This window comes from Desulfobulbaceae bacterium DB1 (assembly GCA_001914235.1).
In the GTDB taxonomy this organism is placed as follows: domain Bacteria; phylum Desulfobacterota; class Desulfobulbia; order Desulfobulbales; family SURF-16; genus DB1.
Window position 1 is genome coordinate 375,297 of the sequence record MQUF01000006.1, and the last position, 22,194, is coordinate 397,490.

A 22,194-nucleotide genomic window follows, 5' to 3' on the forward strand; every position below is an offset into this window, starting at 1 on the left:
GGTGTAAAGACAACTTTAAATATGAGTATTTGCGAAAATTTTACGAGATGAAGGTGGCTGAACGGGGAAATGTGGAAAAAATCATGGAGGACTGAAAAACGGCGGAGTCAAACCGCACATCAGAAGACATGGTTAAAATAATCGACCAGTATGTGACGATGATCAAACACCAGTTCGGGTAAATTGTCGGCGGTGAAAATGCGCGCCTCTGCCGCATCGTCATCCGCGTGAGGAATTCCCTGGGCACGGGCGATAAAGACAGTGGAAATCGTATGAAACCTGGGATCACGGGCGGGATTTGAGTAACTGTGCATCTGCCGCACAAGCTGGACATCAAGACCGGTTTCTTCCTTTGCCTCGCGCACCGCCGCCGCCTCAAGCGTTTCGCCGTAATCAACAAATCCGCCGGGAATCGCCCAGCCATGCGGAGGATTTTTCCGCTTGATCAAAACAATGCCGCCCCCGATTTCAATGATGATATCAACGGTGGGCAATGGGTTGCGGAATCGCGGAGAAGAGCATGACTCAGGCATATGCAAGGACCTCGACCATTTCTCGAATGCCGATCCAGCTCGCAACCGAGGCAAGGGCATGCCTGCCGATATTCCACGGTTGATCGAAAACAATGGGGAAAAGACCGGACTTTGCCAACTCAAGGCAGGTCTCAAGCCGGTCATCAACAAAATAGTGCAGCCCCATCTGCTTCACATGGGACACCTTGCCGTCATGGTCGCCCATGGCGACCAATCGGCTCTTGGCGTAAACCGCCTGGGGCAGAACCGTGCGCAACCAGTTGTCGATCGGCTCAGCGTGCGGCCGGGCGGTAATAAAAGTCAGGGGCGCATGAGTCGACAATTGTGTCAAAACCGAAACCGCATGTTCAACCGGCTGTAAACCATTTGCAACCGGATCAGTGAGCAAACGAGAGAAAATTTCATTTACAATGGATTCATCCATGGCAAGACACGATTGCACCTGGAAAGAGGTAATTTCATGAGGAGAAACAGCAATGCCGTAATCCGCCTGGGAAAGACGGATAAATGCCTCCATGGTGTCGGCGACGACACAATCTATATCAAAGCCTATCAGATCAGGACGAATGGCGGAATATCGACGCATAATTTCACACCGGATTAAAAAAAGGAAAAGATAATTTGATCAAATTACCATATTCGGAGGAGCATTCATCACCCTCCTCTTGACAAATCGAGGCAAGAGCGGCATAGTCGCTTTTGTTTTATTTTTTTTGGCAATCGTCCGAAGACTCTCAAAAAGTCGAAACGAAGGATGGCGAAGTAAAAATCGCCCGCTTGCACGGCGCACATGCATTGACGTGCGGTATAGGAACCTATGCCGCAGAGTTCGTGCCCGTAAAGCGGAAACGGCTTTGCGCGTCACCATCAAACTATTCATTGTCTTCTTGAGCATATAACACGGTTTTTAATTTTACGAAATGAAACTTCCACCGCTGACCATAGGTCAATTTACAGCTCCAGTGCCTCTCATCCAGGGAGGAATGTCAATCCGCGTCTCAACATCAGCCCTTGCGGTTCCCGTCGCAGAATGCGGCGGAATCGGCACAATCGGCGGCTCCGCTCTCCCGGTTGAAGAGCTTCAGGCGGATATCCGCAAAGCCAAAAGCATGACAAAGGGTATTATTGCCGTCAATATCATGTTTGCCATGAAAAACTTCTACAACCTGGTGATGGGATCCATTGAAGCGGGTGTTGACATGATTATCACCGGCGCGGGATTTTCCCGGGACATTTTCAAAATCGGCCATGATACCAATACACCCATTGTCAGTATCGTTTCATCGCCGGCTTTTGCCAAACTGGCGGAGAAAATGGGCGCAGCGGCCATCGTCGTGGAAGCCAAGGAGGCCGGCGGCCATCTCGGCACCGACGTGGCATTACGAGACCTTTTTCCGGAAATACGCAAGGTGGTGAAAAAGGTGCCGCTCATTGCCGCCGGCGGCATTACCAACGGCTATGAAATGGGCGAAATGATGGACAAATACGGTGCCGATGCCGTGCAAATCGCCACACGATTTATCCTTACCAAGGAATGCTCCGTATCCGACGCATTTAAACAAACCCTGCTGAATGCAAAAAAGGAAGATGTTGTCCTTACCTCGTCACCGGTGGGGTTGCCGGGCAGGGCGATCAACACGCCTTTTGTTCGGAAACTGGCCCAGGGAGAAACGCCGAAGGTCAAGGAATGCCTCTACAAATGCCTGAAAAAATGTGACCATCATTACTGCATCAGCGAACGACTCATGAAAGCCCATGATGGTGATTATAATGAAGGGCTTTTTTTCACCGGCGAAAATGTCTACAAAATGAAAGACATATTGACGGTGAAAGAAGTTTTTGATCAGTTTGTTTCCCAGGCTGAATCCGTATATAAAGAACCCTGAAGTCCATGAAATATTATGTCGACCAAAAGGGTGGAACATATCATTGTCCGCCGGTTGTCCAGGGAAGGACTCTTTCCCGCGCAAAACAGAAAGACTCTTCGTGAGAAACTTCACACCCGTTTTTCCTATCCGCCATCCATTCATCCAATAAGACATGACGCAAAGCGCACTGAAAACGATTGCCCCTGAAGGGGAACCCGCCCCACTTGTTGTGGAAAAAGATGAGCACTCCCTTTCCAGCCGGGATATAGACCGCGACGCCCTGAAGGTACTCAATCGGCTGCACGAAGCCGGGCATATCGCCTATCTTGTCGGCGGCGGGGTCCGGGATCTTTATCTCGGCAAGACCCCGAAAGATTACGACATCAGCACCGACGCGCGTCCGGGACAGATACGGCAACTCTTCCGCAACAGCCGGACCATCGGCAGGCGTTTTCGACTGGTCCAGGTGTTTTTCCCCGGCAACAAAATCATGGAAGTGTCGACTTTCCGATGCCGCAGCGAATACGACATCGAAGGCGGAATTGATGTCCTGCCGGCCAACAACACTTACGGCAACGAAGCGGATGACGCTTTCCGCCGTGATCTGACGATCAACTCACTTTTCTACGACATCAACAACGAAACAATCATTGACTATACCGGCGGGGTGGCGGATCTGGACGGCAGCATCATTCGCTTTGTCGGAGACCCGGACAGAAGAATCATCCGGGACCCGGCCCGGATGCTGCGCGCTGTTCGCCATGCCGCCCGCAGCGGCTTTCGCATTGAACAAGCCACATGGCAGGCCATCATCCGCCATAAGGAAAAGCTCCTCCTCTGTCCGGTTTCCCGTATTCGAGACGAACTGTTAAAGGATCTGCGCGGCGGCTCAAGCAGCGCTTGGCTGCAATACATGGTCGACTGCGGCCTATTTTACGTCCTTTTCCCTTTTTACGAAGAGGTCATCACCGAAAAGGGATCAGACAAATTCCAGCTCCTTTGCCGCTTATTTTCCGTTATTGACCGTGTGCACGCCACTGACCAGCCATTGCCGGAAGGACTGCTGCTCGGACTTTTTCTGATCCCCTGGGCACAAAAATGCTTTCCCGAAATGACTGAAAAGCTCAAAAACGGCGAGATCTATTCCTTGTCCCGAAAAATCCGGGACGAGCTGGAAAAGCATCTGGACCACCTCAACATAAAACGTGCGCTCAAGGAGCAGATCGCCGCGCTGCTGGCCCGGCTCAACCTTTTTGCCGCCGGCAACGAGGGGGGAAAATGGCCTGCGTATCTCAAAAGGAAAAGTTACTTCAAGGAAAACCTGCAATTTTATCTGCTGTACCAGGAGGCATGCGGCGGAGAACCCGCTGTTGATCTTCATATTCCAATCCCGCAGAAAAAAGAGCGGCGCTCCAGAAGACCCCCGCGGCAAAAGAGCCGAGGTCCGGCTTTTGCCGGAAAAAGTGCCAAGGGCGGGGTTTTCGGGTTAAGGAAACGGTAACCGTGCTCTCCGGAACCGCCATAGCGCAGCTTCGCACCCTTTCCTGCCGGGAACTGATGCAGCGCGCCCTGGATGTCAAACTGGCGCAGCGCGGCGGGAAGATATCTCTTTGCTCCATAATCAACGCCAAATCCGGCAATTGCAGCGAAGATTGTCGTTTCTGCACCCAATCAGCCCATTACCGGACAAAGACCCCGGTTTACCCACTGAAACCGGCGGAAGAAATTGTTGCAGCCGCCTGTCAGGCCAAAGAAGACGGGGCAACTCATTTTTCCATCGTCACCAGCGGCAAAGAAGTCACCGCCGCCCTTCTGCCCCGCATCTGTGAAATTATCAAAGCAATTCGGGATCAGGTCGATATTTCGGTCTGCGCCTCTCTCGGCTTGGCCACCCGTGAAGATTTTCTTCACCTGAAAGCAGCAGGACTTTCCCGCTACCATCACAACCTGGAAACATCAAAGGAATTTTTCCCCCGGGTGGTGACCACCCACAGCTTCGCACAGCGGGTCGATACCATCAAAGCGGCGCAGGAATCCGGTCTCGAGGTGTGCGCCGGCGGCATTATCGGGCTGGGAGAAAACGAGGACGACCGGCTTTCCATGGCCCGGACCCTTGCCGAACTGGGAGTCGATTCGGTGCCCCTCAATATCCTCCTGCCCCTGCCAGGCACCCCCATGGAGAAAATTGCCCCCCTGTCAATCAATGAAATTCTGCGGGCAATCGCCCTGTTCCGCCTGATATTACCGAACATACCCCTGAGGCTGGCTGCGGGAAGGGAGTCGGCCTTGGGGGACTTCCTCGGCACCGCCTTTATGGCAGGGGCGGACGGCATGATGGTGGGCGGCTATCTCACCCAGCGGGGACGCAGTCCGGAAACAGACCGTCTCTTCATTGACGCCGTCCGCCGCTTATGGGGGTGATATGAACAGAAAAGCCTGGCTGGGTGACCGGCGAGAAAAAGGGCAACTTCGCCGGCTGACCCCTGTGCTGCGGGCAGCGGACGGCAGTGTTTCTCTTGCCGGTCAAGGGAATCAGCCCGTGCTTGATTTCTCGTCAAACGATTATCTCGCCCTTTCCTGCCATCCGCTTGTTCTCGCCACAAGTCGGAATTTTCTTGAACAAGGAGGTTGCGGCACCGGCGCTTCCCGTCTGATGAGCGGCGATCTCGTCATGCACCATCAACTGGAAGAAGAAGTGGCATTATTAAAGGGCCGCGAAGCCGCTCTGCTCTTCGGCAGCGGCTATCTGGCCAATTGCGGCATCATCCCGGCCCTTGTCGGCCGCAACGACGTCATTTTCTCCGACCGGCTCAACCATGCCAGCATCTACGACGGCTGCCGTCTTTCCCGGGCAAAGCTCGTCCGCTTTCACCACAATGACATGGACCACCTGGCAGACCTCCTCCGTCACCACCGGGGCACGGGCGAGGCATTAATTGTCGCCGAATCTCTTTATTCCATGGACGGCGATTGTTGTCCCTTGAGGGATCTGGTTGCACTGAAAAACAGGCACCAGTGCCTGCTTATGATCGATGAGGCCCATGCCACCGGGATCTATGGGGCAAACGGCGGGGGAATCATTCAGGAAGAGGGCCTGGCCGCGGAAGTGGACGTGGCCATGGGCACCTTCGGCAAAGCCTTGGGCAGCTACGGGGCCTATGCGGCAACCTCCGGGGAGATGAAAGATTTTCTCGTCAACCGGGCTCGCAGTTTCATCTATTCCACCGGCCTCCCCCCGGCGGTGATCGGCGCTTCCCTTGCCGCCGTGCGCATTGTCCGGGAGCAGCCGGAGCTGCGCCGCCGCCTCTTTGCCAAGGTTGAAAAATTCCGGCAGGCACTCCGGCGGCACAACATTGAAAATATCGGCGCATCCCAGATCATGCCTGTGCTGATCGGCGACAGCGGCAAAGCGATGCACATCGCGACAACACTGCGCGACAAAGGGGTCTTCGCCACTGCCGTGCGACCGCCCACCGTCCCGGAAGGAACATCCCGGCTCCGTTTTTCCATCACCCTTCACCTGCAGGATGATGCCCTGGAGCACACGGCAGCGCTGCTGGCGGACATCCTTTCCGGCAGCTGAACCGGTTACCACACTATTTCTGGCAGACGGGGCAGAAAAAAGTACTTCTGCCGCCGATCACCTGCCGGCCGATGAGCGCCGCACAGCGCTTGCACCTTTCCCCGTCACGCCCGTAAACCATCAACTCCAGCTGGAAATAGCCCTGCTGCCCTGAACTGTTGACAAAATCACTGATGGTGCTGCCGCCGCGGGCAATGGCGCGGGTCAGCACCGCCCGGCTTGCCTCGGCGATTGCATCCCACGTTTTGCGGCTGATGGAGCCCACCGGTGTTGTCGGATGAATCCCGCAATAAAAAAGTATTTCATTGGCGTAAATATTGCCGATGCCGGCAACCATGCGGCTGTCCATGAGAAAATTCTTCACCGGCTGCAGACGCTTTGCCGCCTTCTCCTTGAGATAGGCGCCGTCGAAATCATCGTTGAGCGGTTCGCGCCCGAGGGCGGCAAAAGGGTCCGATGTTTCGAGGCGACCGGGCGGCAGCACCTGGATGCAGCCGAAACGCCGGGTATCATTGTAGCGCATCTGCATGTTGCCGGCAAAACAGAAAACAACGTGGTCGTGCAGGGCGCCGGGGAGCGTTGCCGGGAAAATCCCCAGTTTGCCGCTCATGCCCAGATGAACGATCATTGCCGCCCGGTTGTCAAAGGAAAACAGCAGATATTTTCCGCGCCGAGCGATACCGTTGATTGCGGCGCCCTGGACCCACTGCTGCAATAATGATGTGGGCAGGGGCAGCCGCAGCTTTTTGTCCGAACAGGCAATGGAAAGCACGGTACGACCGATCACATGGGGCAGCAGCCCCTGACGAATGACCTCGACTTCGGGCAGTTCCGGCATAATCAGCCCACCAGGGCAAAAAACGGCCCCGCCTCCGCGCTTGTATCCCGGCTTTCCCAAAGCAGACATGCCTTGCGGACACACTCACGATTCATTGCATACTGACGGCACTGCACCGTATCCGCGGCCAAAAGCGATACCGGCAAAACATCTTCGGACAGACGCGCCGCCTCGGTCAGGGCAATGACGCTTTCCCGCTGACAACAGCGTCCAGCCCGAAATGCCGCAATTTTTTCCAGGATCTTCGCTGTCGCCTGCTGGGCCTTTTGCCGTTTTGCCGGGGTCAGGGGGGTGGCCTCCAGGATGACGGAAAAGGCAATGCCGACGCCGATCGCCGCGCCGCACCCGCCCCAGAAACCGCAAACCCCGCCCGGCACCCTGCTCCCCCGCTCTATGGCGGTACGAATTTCATTTTTCCCCACCTTTCCTCCCCGCGCCCGATAGGCGGAAAGGATAATGCCGGGAACCATGGCATGATGCTCCGGTCCATGCATGGAGATGGCCGACTGCGCTCTGATTTTCTTCAGCAGGATGATCATGTCTTCCACCGCCGATTCGGTGCATATCTTCGTGATCACCGCAAGGCCCTTGTCCTGATGGCAACCGTCGCAAACGAAATGACCGTTGAAACAGGTGGCATTGGCCTCCTTCTGTTCACCGCAATAATGACAGGTGGCGGTCCGCTCCCTGGTGAAATAGCGCAACTCGCTGCCGCAGACCATGCAGTCGCTGTGCTGCCTTGGCGTGTCGATGGTTGTCGGAAGGCAACATGAGCCGGCAGCCGCCGCGGAACTTTCCGGCGGCAGATCGCAGCACCCCCCCGACTGACGGATGTTGACAACCGCACCCTGCTCATCGACAATAAAAACCGAGTCATCCAGGGCAAAGACGTCGCCTAAGGCAACCCGGCATTTCTTACCCTTGAGCAGCAAGGCCCCGCTCTCCGTATAGACCGCGCCAAAGGGGCCGCGATAAATGACGTCAACCTCCGCGACCATCGCCGGTTTGTATGCGATAAAAGTCAGAGAGTAAAAACGGGTGTCATCGATCACCCGATAGGGAAAGCGTTTGATCAGCCTGATTGCGGTAAATCCGGCGGCGCGCAGCATGGCCATCAGATCTTCCTGCTGCATGGCCCCCCCCAGACATTCGCCCCGCAGCTTGTCATCATTTTTAATCCGCACCGGAATCTGTTCATCGGTGACAATATCGGAAACCACCAGACGCCCGCCTGGCCGCAGAATGCGGAAGGCCTCATGCAGCGTCTGCCGCTTATCCGGACTTAAATTGATAACGCAATTCGAAATAACCGCATCGGCTATCCCATCTTCAAGGGGGATTGCCTCAAGAAAGCCCTTTTTAAATTCGATATTGTCATAGCCAAGACTGCCGGCCACCTGTTTTTGCGAATCCCGGGCAAGGGCGAGCATTGCATCGGTCATGTCGATGCCGTACACCCGGCCGCTTTCTCCCACCATTTCAGCCGCCTGAAAGCACTCGACGCCGCTGCCGCTGCCGAGATCAACCACAATGTCCCCTTTCTTGAGCAGCGCATCGCGGACAGGACTGCCGCAGCCGTAAGATCGCTGCCGGGAAACCGCCGGAATAAAATCCGCCTCCGCCTGTTGCGCGGCAAAGGGATTGACGATATCATCATTGGCTTCGGTTGCGGCCCGTCCGTAGAACTCCCGCACCGCGGCATGCCCCCGGTCATCACCCAGGGAAACGACACAATTGCAATGAGTGAGCGACACCTCGCTGCCCCGGTCAGGGCAATCATAACGGACATCACCCATTTTCAGCAGAATCTCTCCCTCCGGCCCCGTCGGATACCGCCGGGCCTGGCGGGCTATGAGCCAGAGGACCATTTCGTTGTATAATTCCACATAGGGATCATGGCCGGTGAAAGCCACGCCGCTCAGGTAGCTGTGATCAATATCCCCGCCGCCCACCAAAAATGCAAGGGGATTTTCCTCATAGGCGCTGCCTGCCAGGGTGGCCTGCCGCAGCTTTTTGAGAACAGGACTTTCCCGCCACACCTTAGCAAGCCCTTGGCCGAGAAACCCGCAGCGCAACTCCTCAAGCCCGACCAGGGCGGGAGAGGGATAAATAGCTCCGTCAGGCCCCACGGCAATGGACTCCCAGCCGCTGTTGCTCAGATCATGGCGGGTTCCCGGCGAAGCGAAAACCTGACTCTTGAGGGCCTCGACATTATCCACTGTCATGCCGATTCGTTCGGCGAGCTCCAACGCCGGGCGCAGATGGCCCCAGATCTCCCCGGCGGAAACAAACTGGTCGCGGCTCCCCTTGCCCCGGACAAAATGCCAAAGCAGGTGCATATTGCGAATGCCCGTGTCGCGCGCAAAAGTGATGATGGCGGAAAGATCGCCGACATTGCCCCGATTGACCGCAACCGACAAGGTGGGATATATTTCCTTGCAACGAAGCAAGGCGAGAGTTGAACAAAGCCGGGCAAACGTGCCCTTGCCGCGCAAGGCATCGTGGCTATTTTCCAGGCCGTCCAGACTGATCTGCAAGTGCAGCCTTGCCAAGGGAAGGCGGTCGAACAGATCTCCCTGCTCATGCAGGAGCAGACCGTTGGTCAACACCACGGCATGCACCTCCCGATCCTCCAGCAGCGAAGCGAGAATGGAGGCAAATTGCGGATAGACAAAGGGCTCGCCGCCGGTGAAATAGAAAATGGTGCAGCCCAGGGCGCGCGCTTCCGTGATGCCGCGGGCGAGATCAGCGGAGTCAAGTGATTGACGCGCAGCCGGCGAGGCGCTGAAAAGGCAATGGCTGCAGGCCAGGTTGCAGGAGTTGGTGAGGTGAAACCAGCACTCCTTCAAGGCGGAGAGTTTCAGGCCGTCCTCCCGCCCCCTGTATGCATCGGCTGCGGGTCGGTCGGCAAAGGAAATAAGCCGTGAGCGCGTGAGTTCATCCCGGTTGCGGTCCGTTTCGTCGGTCACGCCGGAAAGCAGCGCGTCGGCCTTCCGGCCCGCGACAAACCAGTCGGGTTTCAGGGGGTCGACAAAGATCGCCAGCCCGTCACGCTCATACCTTTTCCAGTATTTGAATGATTTCATCGTATTCATTTTCAATTTGGGTTACATTGGCAAAAATTTTTGGCGGCTTGCGGGAAACGGAATTTTTCAATCTCCCTTTCAATAGAATAGCCGCACCCTATCATAAATCACGTTTTATGCAATCAGGATCGATTCCTGATTGTAACCAGGACAAATTAAAAACAAGAAAAATGCGCATAGACAACCGTGCCCCGGACCAGCTCCGCTCGTTTTCCATTGAAAGAAACATCCAGCCCCAGGCGGATGCATCGCTTCTCATTAAAATCGGCAATACCCACGTGATCTGCGCCGCCACCATTGAAAATTCCGTCCCTCCCTTTTTAAAGGACAAGGGCACCGGCTGGATCACCGCGGAATACGGCATGCTGCCCTGCTCCACCAACACCCGCATGATGCGCGAGGCAGCCAAGGGACGATCCGGCAGGACCCATGAAATCCAGCGCCTCATCGGCCGCTCCCTGCGCATGATGCTTGACCTGAGCAAAATAGGGGAACGAACCATCCGGGTGGATTGCGACGTCATCAATGCCGACGGCGGCACCAGAACCGCATCCATCACCGGGGCATCCCTGGTGGTGCGGGATGCGATCATCAAGCTGCAGGAAAGCGGGGAACTGGAAGAAATGCCCGACATCCTGCCCATGGCCGCGGTCAGCGCCGGAATCGTCGCCGGAATGCCGCTCCTTGATCTCAATTATCACGAGGATTCCCGGGCTGAAGCAGACGCCAATTTCATCATGACCGGCGACGGCCGCTGGGTCGAGGCCCAGAGTACCGCCGAAGGCAAAGCTTTCAGCCGGGAGGATTTCAACCGACTGGCCGACCTTGCGGAAAAAGGCATCAAGGAACTGCTCGGACTGTGGCAGGCGCACCAATGAACGCACCATTCACCCGCAAGGAACAATCTTCGCAATGTCCGGCCCGCTGCGGTGAGCTCCGCACTGCGCACGGCATTATCAGGACCCCGGTTTTCATGCCGGTGGGCACCCAGGCCACCGTCAAAGGCATGACCCCGGAAAATCTGCACGAGATCGGCGCCCAAATCATCCTGGCCAACACCTACCATCTGCTGATCCGGCCCGGCCATGAGCTGATCGGCCGGCTCGGCGGCCTTCACTCCTTCATGCACTGGAACAAACCGATCCTCACCGACAGCGGCGGCTTTCAGATATACAGCCTGAAGGAACTGGCCCGCATCACCGAGGACGGGGCAACCTTCAAATCCCACCTGGACGGCACCACCCATTTTCTCAGCCCGGAAGGAGCGGTGGAGGTCCAGGAAACCCTGGGTTCGGACATCATGATGTGCCTTGACACCTGCATTCCCTACCCCGCCACCCGCGAGGAGGCCCAGGCCGCGACGGAACTGACCGGCCGCTGGGCGAAAAGATGCCGGCAGGCGCAGAAACAACCGGACCGGCTTCTTTTCGGCATTATCCAAGGCGGCATGTATCCGGACCTGCGGGCCCGGGCGGTGGATGAAATCGTCGCCATCGGCTTTGACGGCTATGCCCTGGGCGGCCTCAGTGTCGGCGAGCCACGGGAAGTGATGTACGACATGACCGGGCAGACCGCCGCGCTGCTGCCGGACGATCAGGCAAAATACGTAATGGGAGTAGGCACCCCGGAGGATCTGGTGGAATGCGTCTATCGGGGCATCGACATGTTTGACTGCGTCATGCCCACCCGCAACGCCCGAAACGGAATGCTCTTTACATCTCATGGCAAGCTTGTTATAAAAAATTCATGTTATTATAATGACCCGAAACCCGTGGATGAAAATTGCGACTGTTACACCTGCCGGAACTATTCCCGCGCCTATCTGCGCCATCTGTACATGGCACGGGAAATAACGGCCTCGCTGCTGAACACCATCCATAATCTGCATTATTATGTCAATCTCATGGCCGATATGCGCAAGGCGATCCGCGATGATCGTTTTGAAATTTTCAGAAAAGAGTTCTATGAAAGGAGGGAGCAGCCGCTTCCCCTCACCTAACCAGCAAAGCCGGCCCACCCCGGCCGGCTGCAACGAACCATGAAACTCCGCTCCTCCGGCATCGGCAATTTCCGGACCAGGACGGGCTTTCATAATAAAAACGAAGGAGTAACACATGACCTCACTCGCCTATGCTGCCGATGCGGCACCTCCGGCCGGAAGCGCCCTGACGGGCTTTCTGCCGATGATCCTCATCTTTGTCGTCTTTTATTTCCTGCTCATCCGCCCCCAGCAGAAAAAGGCAAAAGCCCAGCAGGAATTTCTCGCCAACCTGAAAAAAGGCGATGAAGTCGTCACCGGCGGCGGCCTGCACGGCAAGATCACCGGCCTGACCGATACGGTGGTCACCCTGGAAATCGCCGACAATATCCGGGTAAAGGTTTCCCGCCAGTATATCCTCGGTGCAGCCGGTGCGGCCGGCGGCAAACAGGACCAGTCATGCGCCGGCGGATGAAGCATCGGGCGATAGTTTCACCGTCGGTGGAGCACTAATTTGACGATGCCGACAGGGAAGACGGCATCGTCATCTGATTTATTTTTCTTGAGATAAGCTGACCAGTCCATTATGCCGGAAAACCTTTTGGAACGCGCTTTCAACCTCGACAGTCTTCCCACCCTGCCTTCCGTGGCCATGGAAGCGATCCGCCTCATGGAAGGCCAGAGTTCTACATTTGACTCCCTGGCGGAATTGCTGAAAAACGACCAGGTGCTTACCGGCAAGATCCTGCGTTATGCCAATTCCGCCCACGTGGGAGCCCGGCGGGAAATTACCACCATTCCCCAGGCCATCTCGGCGGCGGGCTTCAATGCGGTGCGCAGTATTATCCTGTCCGTATCGATTTTTGACAGCTTTTCCGCTGCCACGGCAAAAGAACAGGATAAACTTGTCCGTTTCTGGCTGCACTCCATCGGTGTGGCAGCCACCGCCGAAACCCTGGCCCATCATCTCGACTTTCCCTCTCCGGACGAAGCCTACCTCTGCGGCCTGATCCACGACCTGGGGAAGCTGGTCTGCTATCAACAGTTCCCGGACAGCTTTGCCCGCATATGCCGGGAAATTGAGCACCCGTCCTTCACCATGGACAATGAGCTGCTGCCGCTTGATGTCGAGCAAGCCATCGCCGGCTTCAATCATGTCGATGCCGGCAAGATTATCGGCGAACGCTACGGGTTCCCGGACATGCTGACCCGCTCCATGTGGCTGCATCATCAACCGGTTATCGAAACCATTGCCCCGGAAAACGATAACCTGCCCCAGCTCATCCGCTTTGCCGATGTCCTCTGCGTCACCCACAACGTCGGTTCCAGCTATTTCCTGACCTCTCAGCCGGTCTGCCACGAAAACTTCCATTTCGCCCTGGAAAATCTGGCCCGCCTCCACCATCTGACCTCCCGGGATCTCAATGAAATCATGGAGAATGTGCATCACCGGGTGGAAGAGGTGTGTAAAATTCTCGGGTTCTGGGACAAAGAAAAATACCAGCAACTGCTGCGCTCAGCCAATGCCAGCCTCGGCCGCATGAGTCTGCAGCTCGACGAAAACAACCAGGTTTTATCTGCCACCAACCAGGTGCTCGCCGCCACCTGCGAAATGCACAAACGGCTGCACACCGAACTCTCCCTGAAAGAAGCGGCGGAAATCATTTGTGATTCCGTTTGCCGGGCCTTTGAGGTGGAGCGCAGTCTTTGCCTGATCCGCGATCCCAAGGCCCATCGCTTTGTCGGCTCCCTGGCTGAATCCCATGCCTTTCACGATATCGAGCTGCCCACCACCCTTGCCGACATGACCAAGCGTAAAAAATATGCGACAAGCGACATCGAGATCGAGGCGGCCAACCGGCTTGAGCAGGCAACCCATGATCTGGTGCACGGCAGAATCGACGAGTCCCGCATGTTCAGCATCATGTCCGGATCGAAATTTCTCGCCACCTTTTTTGTGGCGGATAAGAATTCCAGATGGCGCAAGGAGCCGCTGCTCGGCCAGCTGCTGGTCGATTTCAGCAGCGGTCCGGATTTCATCCGCAACGGCGTCGGCGAACTGCAGCAGAATTTCGAGGCCTTTGCCGCTGCCGCCGGCACCGCCATCGAACGTCTTCTCCTCCAGCAGGCCGTCAACCGTCAGGCCAGGAAACTTGCTGAGACGTCCCGCAAAATGGAACAGAAACAGCAGCAGCTTTTTCATTCACACCGCCTGGCCACGGTGGGCCATCTTGCCTATGGCACCGCCCACGAGATCAACAATCCTCTCACGGTTATTTCGCTGAATCTCCAGTTACTGAAACGAATGCTGAAACAGTCAATGGCGGACAAACCCGAGCCGGCCAAGCGACTGGACATAATTTCAGGTCAGGTGGAGCGCATCGCAAGCGTTGTTACCAATCTCATGAGTTTTGCCAAGCCCACTGAGCCGAAATTCGACCCGATCAATGTTGTCGATGTCATTAAAAAAGCCCTGAGCATGATGGAATCGCGAGAATCCCTTGCCAATATCACCATTGACAACCAGCTGCCCGCCAAACTTGCCGCGGTTCTCGTCGATCCGCAGCAGATCGAGCAGGTTTTCCTCAATCTTTTCATCAACAGCTGCCAGGCCATGCCCGACGGCGGCACCCTGACCATCCAGGCCGCCGGCGACCAGGACTTCATCGATGTGTCTGTTCGCGACACCGGCCACGGCATTGCCCGGAAAGATCTGGGCAAAGTTTTTGATCCTTTTTTCACCACCAAACTGGAAGGTGAGGGGACCGGACTCGGCCTTGCCGTGTGCCATACCATCATGGAACACAATAAAGGGACCCTTCGGGTGGAAAGCGTTGAAGGGCGGGGCACGACCTTTCTGGTGCGACTTCCTTTGGACAAAAGTGACCGACTCCGCCAGATGAAAAAAATCCTGAAAACCAGAAAAAAGGAAGAAAACAGCGAAGAAGAAAACAAATACAGGATTCTCGTGGTGGACGACGAAGAATCGCTGAACTCCGTTGTTCGCGAAACCCTGCAGGCCGCAGGCTACAGCGCCGAAGGCGCCTATGACGGGGTGGAAGGGGTGGAAAAACTGCGAAACGACAAATATCATGCCGTCCTGCTTGATCTCCGCATGCCGCGCAAAGACGGCTTTTCCGTGCTGAAATTTATCAAACAGGAATATCCGGAAATAGCGGTGGTCATCATAACCGGCCATGCCTCCATGGCGGAAATCCAGGAAACGGCGGAAAAAGGAGCATTTGCCTGCCTGAAAAAGCCTTTCATGCTGGACAAAATGCTGGATACCATCGCCCGGGCAATAAAGGCCCAGGAAAGCCCTCCGACAAAACCGGCGTGATGGACTCCCGCTTGTTGTCCATAGACGATCTCGTCCGCCGGACCGGCCTGGAAGAAAGCCTGCTGCGTTATTATGAATCCGAGCATGGCGATGAACTGCCTGCCAAAATTCTGCAGGGAGGAGTGCTGTTCTTTCCCCCGGCCAGCGAGGCTGCCTTTGCCGCCATCCACGCCCGCCACCAGTCGGGCAACAGCGAACGGCCCTTGCCGGCAGTTCGCTTTGCCAGGGTCATTGCCGTGACCTCCGGCAAGGGCGGGGTAGGGAAAACCAACCTTGCCCTCAATCTGGCCATCGAATTTCAACGGCAGGGCAAAATGACGGTGGTGCTTGACGGCGACATGGGTCTGGCCAATGTGCACCTGCTGGCCGGCATCACCCCGCGTCACAGCCTGACGGATCTCGTTCGGGGCAAGGTGGGGATGGCGGAGGTCATCGAAGCCGGGCCTGAAGGCATCGGCATTATTGCCGGCGGCAGCGGCATTCTCGCCCTGGCCGACAGCAGCCGGCAGGATCGCTCCCGCATTATCGAATCCCTGATGCAGCTTGAAAAAGCGGCCGACATCATTGTCGTGGACACCGGCGCCGGAATGGGACGGGCGGTGCGGGATTTTCTCATGGCAGCCGATGAACTTCTCTTTGTCATCACCCCGGACATCACCTCCCTTGCCGACGCCTACGGACTGTTGAAGGTGCTGCACCAGGAAAAGATGCCCGAACGCCCGCTTTATCTGGTGGTCAATATGGCCGGCAATCTCAAGCAGGCGGCGGACGTCGCCCAGCGCTTTGTTGCCTGCGCCCGGGATTTTCTCGGCCGTACCGTCATCAATGGCGGCTATGTCCTGCGAGACTCCACCGTTTCCCTGGCCGCGGCGCGCCGCACCCCCCACTCTGTCTACCGACCGGAGGCAAGGGTGAGCAAAAACACCAGAACCATCGCCCAGAATCTTCTTCAGGGAGGCAGCGCCAACGGACAGGGCAGCTCCTCCTTCGGCCGCTACCTGAACCTCATCCGCGCGGCCCGGGAACAGGCCCCGCAAGCGCAGAGGAAAACGGCATGAGCTCCTCCGGCTGGGCGGAAAAATTCGGTTTCTTCCGCAATCCCTTCAAGGACACCCTTGATGCCGATCTCTTTTACCGAACCAGGCAGCATGAAGAGGCGCTGGTCAAAATCCGCATCGGCATCGAGGACTGCCACGCCCTCATCCTGCTCAGCGGCGCTTCCGGAACCGGTAAAACCCTGGTGTCACAACTTGCAGTGCGCGACCTGGACCCCTCCCGCTTCAAACCGGTGATTGTGCCGGTCTCCCCGGACATGGGCAAGGCGATGCTGCTCGGCCGGATTATCTGCGAAGCGGACCCGGAGCGGAAACAGGGAAGATGCGCCCACGAACGGCTTACCCAGCTCCAGGAAACAGCGCTTGCACTCCACGAGCACGGCAAGCGGCTGGTTGTCGTCATTGACGAGGCCCATTTCCTGAAAGCCGACGCCCTCCATATCCTGCGCACCCTGTCCAATCTGGAAACGGAACAGGAAAAACTGGTGACCGTGCTTCTCGTCGCGGAAAAAAGCCTGTCACGCCGGCTGACGAATCCCTCCTACGCCTCGCTGCGGGGCCGCATCACCTTTGCCGTCCGGCTTGATCCCCTCAAGCGGGAAGAAACGGAACAGTTCGTCAAATACCGGCTGCTCAAATGCGGGGCCTCCCCCGACCTGCTGACCGGGGATGCTTTTGCCGTCGTGCACCGGATCAGCGGCGGCATTCCCAGGGAAATCAACCGGATACTCTATAACGGTTTTCTGGAGGCGGTAAGCGGCAACCAAAGGAGGATAACCGGTGCCCTGATGACGGAAACAGGCGTGAAGCTGGGAATTGACCATGAGCAAAATAAGCAGTCTGCGTCTCACCCCGCCGCCTAAACAGCAACCCCCCGCGGAAGGGCTGCAGAAAGAGGAACTGGATGTCCTGAGCGGCACTCCGGCGCCTGAGCTTGGGGAAAAACAGCCGCAAAAAGCATTGCGGCAGCCAAGCACACCTGAACATTCCAACCACCGCAATTCATGAACATTTCTATTTCCTTGGCATGGGCATTTTTTTTCTGGTAATCTGAAAACAACTCGACAGAAAAAGGATTTGAAAACCCAATGCCCCAGCTGCTGCCAGACATCGAGCTTCGCCGCCATCGAGGGAGAAAGAAGCGACTCTACAACTCCGTCCTCTTTCTTTTTTTCTCTCATTTCCTGCCGTTGCTGATCTTCCTGTCCCCCCTGAGCGCCCACGGAATCCAGGAAAAACCCACGCCTCCCGTACGTTTTTCCCTATCACGGCTCGGCGGCCCCCTGCTTGATCCCCATCGTGTGCAGGGCGATCTGGAGCTTCATCTCAACCCGAATCTTTTTGAGGGCCTGTTGAAAACAGATGCCGCAACAGGGGAATTAATTCCAGCGCTTGCCACCGCGTGGCAATGGATCAATCCGCAAACAATAGAATTTTCCCTGCGCAAAAACGTTTTCTTCCACAACGGTGAACCCTTTGATGCCGAAGCCGTTCGTTTTTCCTTTGAACGGATGGCTGCGGTTACCGAAGGATTTAACTGGATCAAGGCGATTATCCCCGAATACCGACGGGTGGAAATCCTTAATCCCCACCGGGTCCGCATCCATTTCAAGAAACACAATTCCATATTCCTCATCTCCAGCCGTTTTTTTGTCATGCTGCCGCCGGGACTTCTCCGGGCGCAGGGAGATGAGGCATTCATGCATCATCCGGTGGGCACCGGCCCCTTTGCCGTTGACAGCATTGAGTACGACAACCATGGAAACGTCAGCCTGATCCGCATGATAAAAAACCCGCGCTACTGGGATGCAAGGCTGCCGAAGATCGATCGTCTTGACTTTCATTTCGGACTTAACCAGCAGGAAAGCCTGAAACAGCTGCTGGCAGGAAAACTTGACGCCATTGCCGATCTCCCCATCCGCCAGATTCTCTCCGCCAAAAAAGCGGGTTTTGATGTTCGTAAAAAAGGGCAGGGACTTATCAGCTGGATCTACTTTAATCTGACCGGTTATAAACGGGATACCCCCATCTGGTCCAATAAAGTTCGCCGCGCCGTTTTGCATGCCATTGACTATGAAAAGATTCTCAAAATCGTCTATCGAGACCGAGCGCGAGTCAACCATCAATGGGCCTTTCCCGGTCTGCCCGGTTCGGTGGAAGAATTAGGAAATTACGATTACAACCCGGAACTTGCCAGGAAACTCTTGACGGAATCGGGTTACGGGAAACCTTTCAGCCTTAATATGTACTGTGACGATGTCTCCCTTGATGAGGCCAAAATAGTCAAAAGCAGTCTTGCCCGGATCGGCATAACGGTCAATATTGATCGTGTCGACGAGGCCACCAACAACGGTATTCTCGAATCACGCCGCAAGCCCGACTCCCCTTACAATCATCTGCTCAAAAAGTATGATTTCATGATAGGAGACTTTGGGTGGGGTATGCCCCATAACTATGTATCACACCTGCATACCTTTTCCCTGGAATCCTTTGTCTCATTGGTGGATGAAGACTATCCGGATGCACAAAACACCAAAATCATGTTCGCGGACGCGCTGCACAGTTACGGTGAAGACGCGGCCAATCGCAAGTGGCAGGAGATCACCGCCTATGAACTTGATCGCCTTTCGATTGCCGGGCTGGTGGTCAAAGACACTTATTACGCCGTCAGACCTGATCTCATCTGGATGGTCTATGGCGCGTACGATTTTTCCCAGGCTGCTTACCGGCTGGAGAAATAAAAAATGAAATTGGCCTCTCGCTTTTATGTGGTTACTCTGGTGCCGATAGCGGTTATCATTTCAGGAATTGTTTTCTACAACCTGAATATCTTCACGGATCGTCTCAAGGACGTTACGGAACAGACCGTTGCCGCCAATATTCGGGAAATAAAGCTGCTGACGGACAATCCCATATTCCGCTCTTATTTCGACAACATCCAATATGATCTCAAACCGGAGGCGGAGATCAACCGCCAGGAAGTAGTCAAACTTTTCAGCCGGGTCATGCATGGCGGCAAGGAGCTCGAACCGACCCTTATCCATATCGCCCTGCTTGATGCGCACGGCAACACTATTGTTTCCCGAGAAATGCGTCCGCCTGACAACCCCTTTCTCTCTCCCATCTCCATCCCCTCCTTTCCCACCGCAGAACGGATCAACTCCGAAGTAAAGGAAAACAGGCATCTTACCCTGGCCGTTATCGGAGACGACAACAACAGCGACTCACTGCTGGAGAAAGGAGAAATTTGCGGCTACCTGTTCGTCGAGCACAGCCTGCCCATAGAGGGAATCCGCGCCAAGGAACATTCTTTTCTTTCTCGTCAGTTGAAATTCATCGCTATCTGTTCCTGTCTTCTGGCCGGACTGATATATTGGGCAGGCAGGTCGGTAACAGCTCCGATTCGCACCCTTGTCCGGCAGGCAAAAGACATTGCCGAAGAAGGTTTCAACAAAGCCTTTACCGCCGGAAACAACATCTCGGAACTGTCTGATCTTGGGAACACATTAAACAGCATGCTGGGCGTCATTGAGGAAAAACAGCAGCAATTCCAGGCGGCAAACACCCGGCTCCGTCAGGAAATAGGGGAGCGGGAAAAGGCGGAAGAAGAGCTTGAAAACTACCAAAACCATCTTGAAGAGCTGGTTGGACGAAGCCGCTACGCGGCAGACGAGTCACGAGCGAGCTTGTTTATCCATCATTAACATGTTGTAATCTCACGGCATACGGTAATAAGTAGAGAGTGGCGGAGCAAAGGCGAGGCCGCCGCATCAACTATTACCAAGGAGGTTACAATGAACACCACCATGCCACAAGATTCCCTCTTCAACAAGCAGTATCAGAAACACCTGAAATGCCTCAAACTGGGCGGTCTGCAGCCCAAGACCATCGACGCCTACGCCAGGGCGATCCGGCGTATCGGCAACTATTTCGATTGCAGGATTGACAACCTCAACTCCGGCCAGTTGCTCGACTATTTCACGGAACTCCTGGACACGCATTCCTGGAGCGCGGTCAAGCTCGACCTCTACGGCCTGAAGTTCTTCTATTCCGGGGTACTGAACAAACCCTGGGAAGATATCCCCCTGATCAAGCCTCCCAAGACATCCAGAATCCCTGACATCCTGTCCGTCGAGCAGACGGGGCAACTATTTGCCGCAACCAAAACCTTGAGCTACAAGGTCTTCTTTTTTACCTGCTACAGCATGGGCCTGCGCCTTGGCGAAGGCATTCGACTCACAGTCGGCGACATCGACGCAGGCAACATGCGGGTCCATATTCGTGATGCCAAGGGTAACAAGGACCGGCTGGTGCCGCTGCCAGACAAGACCTTGCGGGTGCTGCGGGAGTTCTGGGCCATGCACAAGCATCCCCGGTTCCTCTTCCCCAGCAGGAAAAGAGGTCTGAAAAATGCCCACCTGGTTGATTTGCCCCTGGACAGGGGCGGCATTCAAACCACCATGCAGACCGTTGTCCGGCAACTCGGCATAAAAAAAAATCTCATGCCACTCCCTGCGTCACAGCTATGCCACCCACATGCTGGAGGCCGGGGTTGATCTGCTTGAGCTGCAGCAGATCCTTGGCCATGTCAGCATCCTGACCACCGCCAGATACACCCACCTGACCTCCACCACGGCCAACAATGCGAGACTGGCCGTCAATTCCCTGGTCAACTCCCTGGACATCAGATGGGGAGGGCGTAAATAATGCTGCTCTCCACGATCATCAACAAGTTCAGGGACAGCTTCTTCCGCACCTACAACAAAAATCTCCTGTCAGGCCACATCAAGGCTCTGGAGTCCATGGCCCGATGCAGATACGAGCATGGACCGCACATGCTGGCCCGTTGTTCGGACCACCGGTGCGGCGAACGGATCTATATTCCCCATTCCTGCGGCCACAGAAACTGCCCCCATTGCCAGAACCATGAGAGCCGGCAGTGGCTGGAAAGCCAGCTTGACAAACGACTGCCGTGTCAATACTACCTGATCACCTTCACGCTGCCCGGGCAGATGCGGGATCTGGCGTGGAAACACCAGAAAACCGTTTACGCCCTGATGTTCAGGGCAGTACAGGACCTCCTGAAATCCTTCACCAATAACGACAAAAAACTCGGCGGATCAGCGGGATTCACCGCCATCCTCCACACCCATTCCAGAACCCTGGACTATCATCCGCACATCCACGTTGTCATGCCCGGAGCAAGCATCAACCCGCAAACCGGGCTGTGGAAGGAAAAATCCGGGAAATATCTCTTCAGCCACAAGGCCATGGCCAAGGTCTTTCGGGCGAAGCTGCTCCAGACCCTGGTCGAAAACAAGCTGCCGGTTCCCCATGATTGCCCCGATCAGTGGGTGGTTGACTGCAAGGACGCGGGCAACGGCGAGAAGGCCCTTATCTATCTTGGCCGTTATCTGTACCGGGGTGTTATCCGGGAAAAAGACATCCTGCACTGCCGGGACGGCATGGTCACCTTCCGGTATCGCCATGCCAAAAGCGGAGAAGACCGGACCCGAACCGTCAAGGGCGAGTACTTCCTCTACCTGCTTATGCTCCATGTGCTGCCCCGAGGGTTTCGACGGGCAAGGTCGTATGGTTTTCTCCATGCATGCAGCAAAAAGCTGCTCCGCTTCCTGCAGCTGGTGCTGCGGGTCGCGCCATGGCGCGCCCTTGTCCGCAACCTGAAGCAACGGCCGGCTATCATCTGCCCGGCCTGCGGGGCCGCCATGGTGATCGCCGCGACAATGATCGCCCGGCCACCGGCCATGGCCGCTCCGTTACGGCAATAGACGAGCCGGAGGCATCGGGTATGTAAACGAAAGCCGTGAACTTGCCGAGGACACAAGCCGGATTGCACCGGGACGGGACTCCTGCGCCCGAAAAACGCCGGAAATCAGCGTAAAGCAGCATGAT

General features: G+C 55.9%; 19 protein-coding genes. 15 read left to right on the forward strand and 4 right to left on the reverse strand.

Annotation, left to right across the window (positions count from 1 at the left end; genetic code table 11):
* Positions 1 to 119: 119 nt before the first annotated feature.
* Positions 120 to 533 (reverse strand): NUDIX hydrolase, encoded by a 414-nt coding sequence (locus BM485_08480; GenBank protein OKY75734.1) that lies wholly within the window; start codon positions 531 to 533, stop codon positions 120 to 122.
* Positions 526 to 1,119: a hypothetical protein gene (locus tag BM485_08485; protein OKY75735.1), complete on the reverse strand. Its 594-nt coding sequence runs from the start codon at positions 1,117 to 1,119 to the stop codon at positions 526 to 528. The genes BM485_08480 and BM485_08485 overlap by 8 nt, the downstream gene beginning before the upstream one ends.
* 334 nt (positions 1,120 to 1,453) lie before the next feature.
* On the opposite strand from BM485_08485, the gene BM485_08490 reads away from it, so the two are divergent.
* The 4 genes from BM485_08490 to BM485_08505 all read left to right on the forward strand — a co-directional run bounded on the left by BM485_08490 (position 1,454) and on the right by BM485_08505 (position 5,984).
* The gene (locus tag BM485_08490) at positions 1,454 to 2,419 is read left to right on the forward strand and encodes a 2-nitropropane dioxygenase (GenBank protein OKY75736.1); all 966 of its coding nucleotides are present in this window, start codon (positions 1,454 to 1,456) and stop codon (positions 2,417 to 2,419) included.
* A 154-nt stretch (positions 2,420 to 2,573) separates the two neighbouring features.
* Positions 2,574 to 3,902: a hypothetical protein gene (locus BM485_08495; protein OKY75737.1), complete on the forward strand. Its 1,329-nt coding sequence runs from the start codon at positions 2,574 to 2,576 to the stop codon at positions 3,900 to 3,902.
* 2 nt (positions 3,903 to 3,904) lie between these two features.
* Positions 3,905 to 4,822, forward strand: a complete 918-nt coding sequence (locus BM485_08500) for a biotin synthase BioB (GenBank protein OKY75738.1) — start codon at positions 3,905 to 3,907, stop codon at positions 4,820 to 4,822.
* A gap of 1 nt (position 4,823) precedes the next feature.
* Positions 4,824 to 5,984, forward strand: a complete 1,161-nt coding sequence (locus BM485_08505) for an 8-amino-7-oxononanoate synthase (GenBank protein OKY75739.1) — start codon at positions 4,824 to 4,826, stop codon at positions 5,982 to 5,984.
* Positions 5,985 to 5,997: 13 nt separating this feature from the next.
* Here BM485_08505 and BM485_08510 read toward each other — a convergent pair whose 3' ends face one another.
* Positions 5,998 to 6,822 (reverse strand): DNA-formamidopyrimidine glycosylase, encoded by an 825-nt coding sequence (locus BM485_08510; GenBank protein OKY75740.1) that lies wholly within the window; start codon positions 6,820 to 6,822, stop codon positions 5,998 to 6,000.
* A 2-nt stretch (positions 6,823 to 6,824) separates the two neighbouring features.
* Positions 6,825 to 9,908, reverse strand: coding sequence for a radical SAM protein (locus BM485_08515; protein OKY75741.1), 3,084 nt, complete (start codon positions 9,906 to 9,908; stop codon positions 6,825 to 6,827).
* Positions 9,909 to 10,078: 170 nt separating this feature from the next.
* Here BM485_08515 and BM485_08520 point away from each other — a divergent pair, with 170 nt between their 5' ends.
* The 11 genes from BM485_08520 to BM485_08570 all read left to right on the forward strand — a co-directional run bounded on the left by BM485_08520 (position 10,079) and on the right by BM485_08570 (position 22,070).
* Positions 10,079 to 10,786, forward strand: coding sequence for a ribonuclease PH (locus BM485_08520; GenBank protein ID OKY75798.1), 708 nt, complete (start codon positions 10,079 to 10,081; stop codon positions 10,784 to 10,786).
* Positions 10,783 to 11,907, forward strand: a complete 1,125-nt coding sequence (locus tag BM485_08525) for a tRNA guanosine(34) transglycosylase Tgt (GenBank protein ID OKY75742.1) — start codon at positions 10,783 to 10,785, stop codon at positions 11,905 to 11,907. Before BM485_08520 ends, BM485_08525 begins: the two co-directional genes overlap by 4 nt.
* A gap of 115 nt (positions 11,908 to 12,022) precedes the next feature.
* Positions 12,023 to 12,361, forward strand: coding sequence for a preprotein translocase subunit YajC (locus BM485_08530; GenBank protein ID OKY75743.1), 339 nt, complete (start codon positions 12,023 to 12,025; stop codon positions 12,359 to 12,361).
* Between the two features lie 111 nt (positions 12,362 to 12,472).
* Complete coding sequence (locus BM485_08535) at positions 12,473 to 15,226, forward strand: hypothetical protein (GenBank protein OKY75744.1); 2,754 nt, start codon at positions 12,473 to 12,475, stop codon at positions 15,224 to 15,226.
* Between the two features lie 164 nt (positions 15,227 to 15,390).
* Complete coding sequence (locus BM485_08540; protein OKY75799.1) at positions 15,391 to 16,284, forward strand: hypothetical protein; 894 nt, start codon at positions 15,391 to 15,393, stop codon at positions 16,282 to 16,284.
* Positions 16,281 to 17,144: a hypothetical protein gene (locus BM485_08545; protein ID OKY75745.1), complete on the forward strand. Its 864-nt coding sequence runs from the start codon at positions 16,281 to 16,283 to the stop codon at positions 17,142 to 17,144. Before BM485_08540 ends, BM485_08545 begins: the two co-directional genes overlap by 4 nt.
* A gap of 225 nt (positions 17,145 to 17,369) precedes the next feature.
* Complete coding sequence (locus BM485_08550) at positions 17,370 to 19,022, forward strand: hypothetical protein (GenBank protein ID OKY75746.1); 1,653 nt, start codon at positions 17,370 to 17,372, stop codon at positions 19,020 to 19,022.
* Between the two features lie 3 nt (positions 19,023 to 19,025).
* Positions 19,026 to 19,985: a hypothetical protein gene (locus tag BM485_08555; GenBank protein ID OKY75747.1), complete on the forward strand. Its 960-nt coding sequence runs from the start codon at positions 19,026 to 19,028 to the stop codon at positions 19,983 to 19,985.
* Positions 19,986 to 20,075: 90 nt separating this feature from the next.
* Positions 20,076 to 20,837 carry a recombinase gene (locus BM485_08560; GenBank protein ID OKY75748.1) on the forward strand — a complete coding sequence of 254 codons (762 nt, stop codon included), beginning with the start codon at positions 20,076 to 20,078 and terminating at the stop codon, positions 20,835 to 20,837.
* Positions 20,818 to 20,988 carry a hypothetical protein gene (locus BM485_08565; GenBank protein ID OKY75749.1) on the forward strand — a complete coding sequence of 57 codons (171 nt, stop codon included), beginning with the start codon at positions 20,818 to 20,820 and terminating at the stop codon, positions 20,986 to 20,988. Before BM485_08560 ends, BM485_08565 begins: the two co-directional genes overlap by 20 nt.
* The gene (locus BM485_08570; protein OKY75750.1) at positions 20,988 to 22,070 is read left to right on the forward strand and encodes an IS91 family transposase; all 1,083 of its coding nucleotides are present in this window, start codon (positions 20,988 to 20,990) and stop codon (positions 22,068 to 22,070) included. The genes BM485_08565 and BM485_08570 overlap by 1 nt, the downstream gene beginning before the upstream one ends.
* Positions 22,071 to 22,194: the final 124 nt, after the last annotated feature.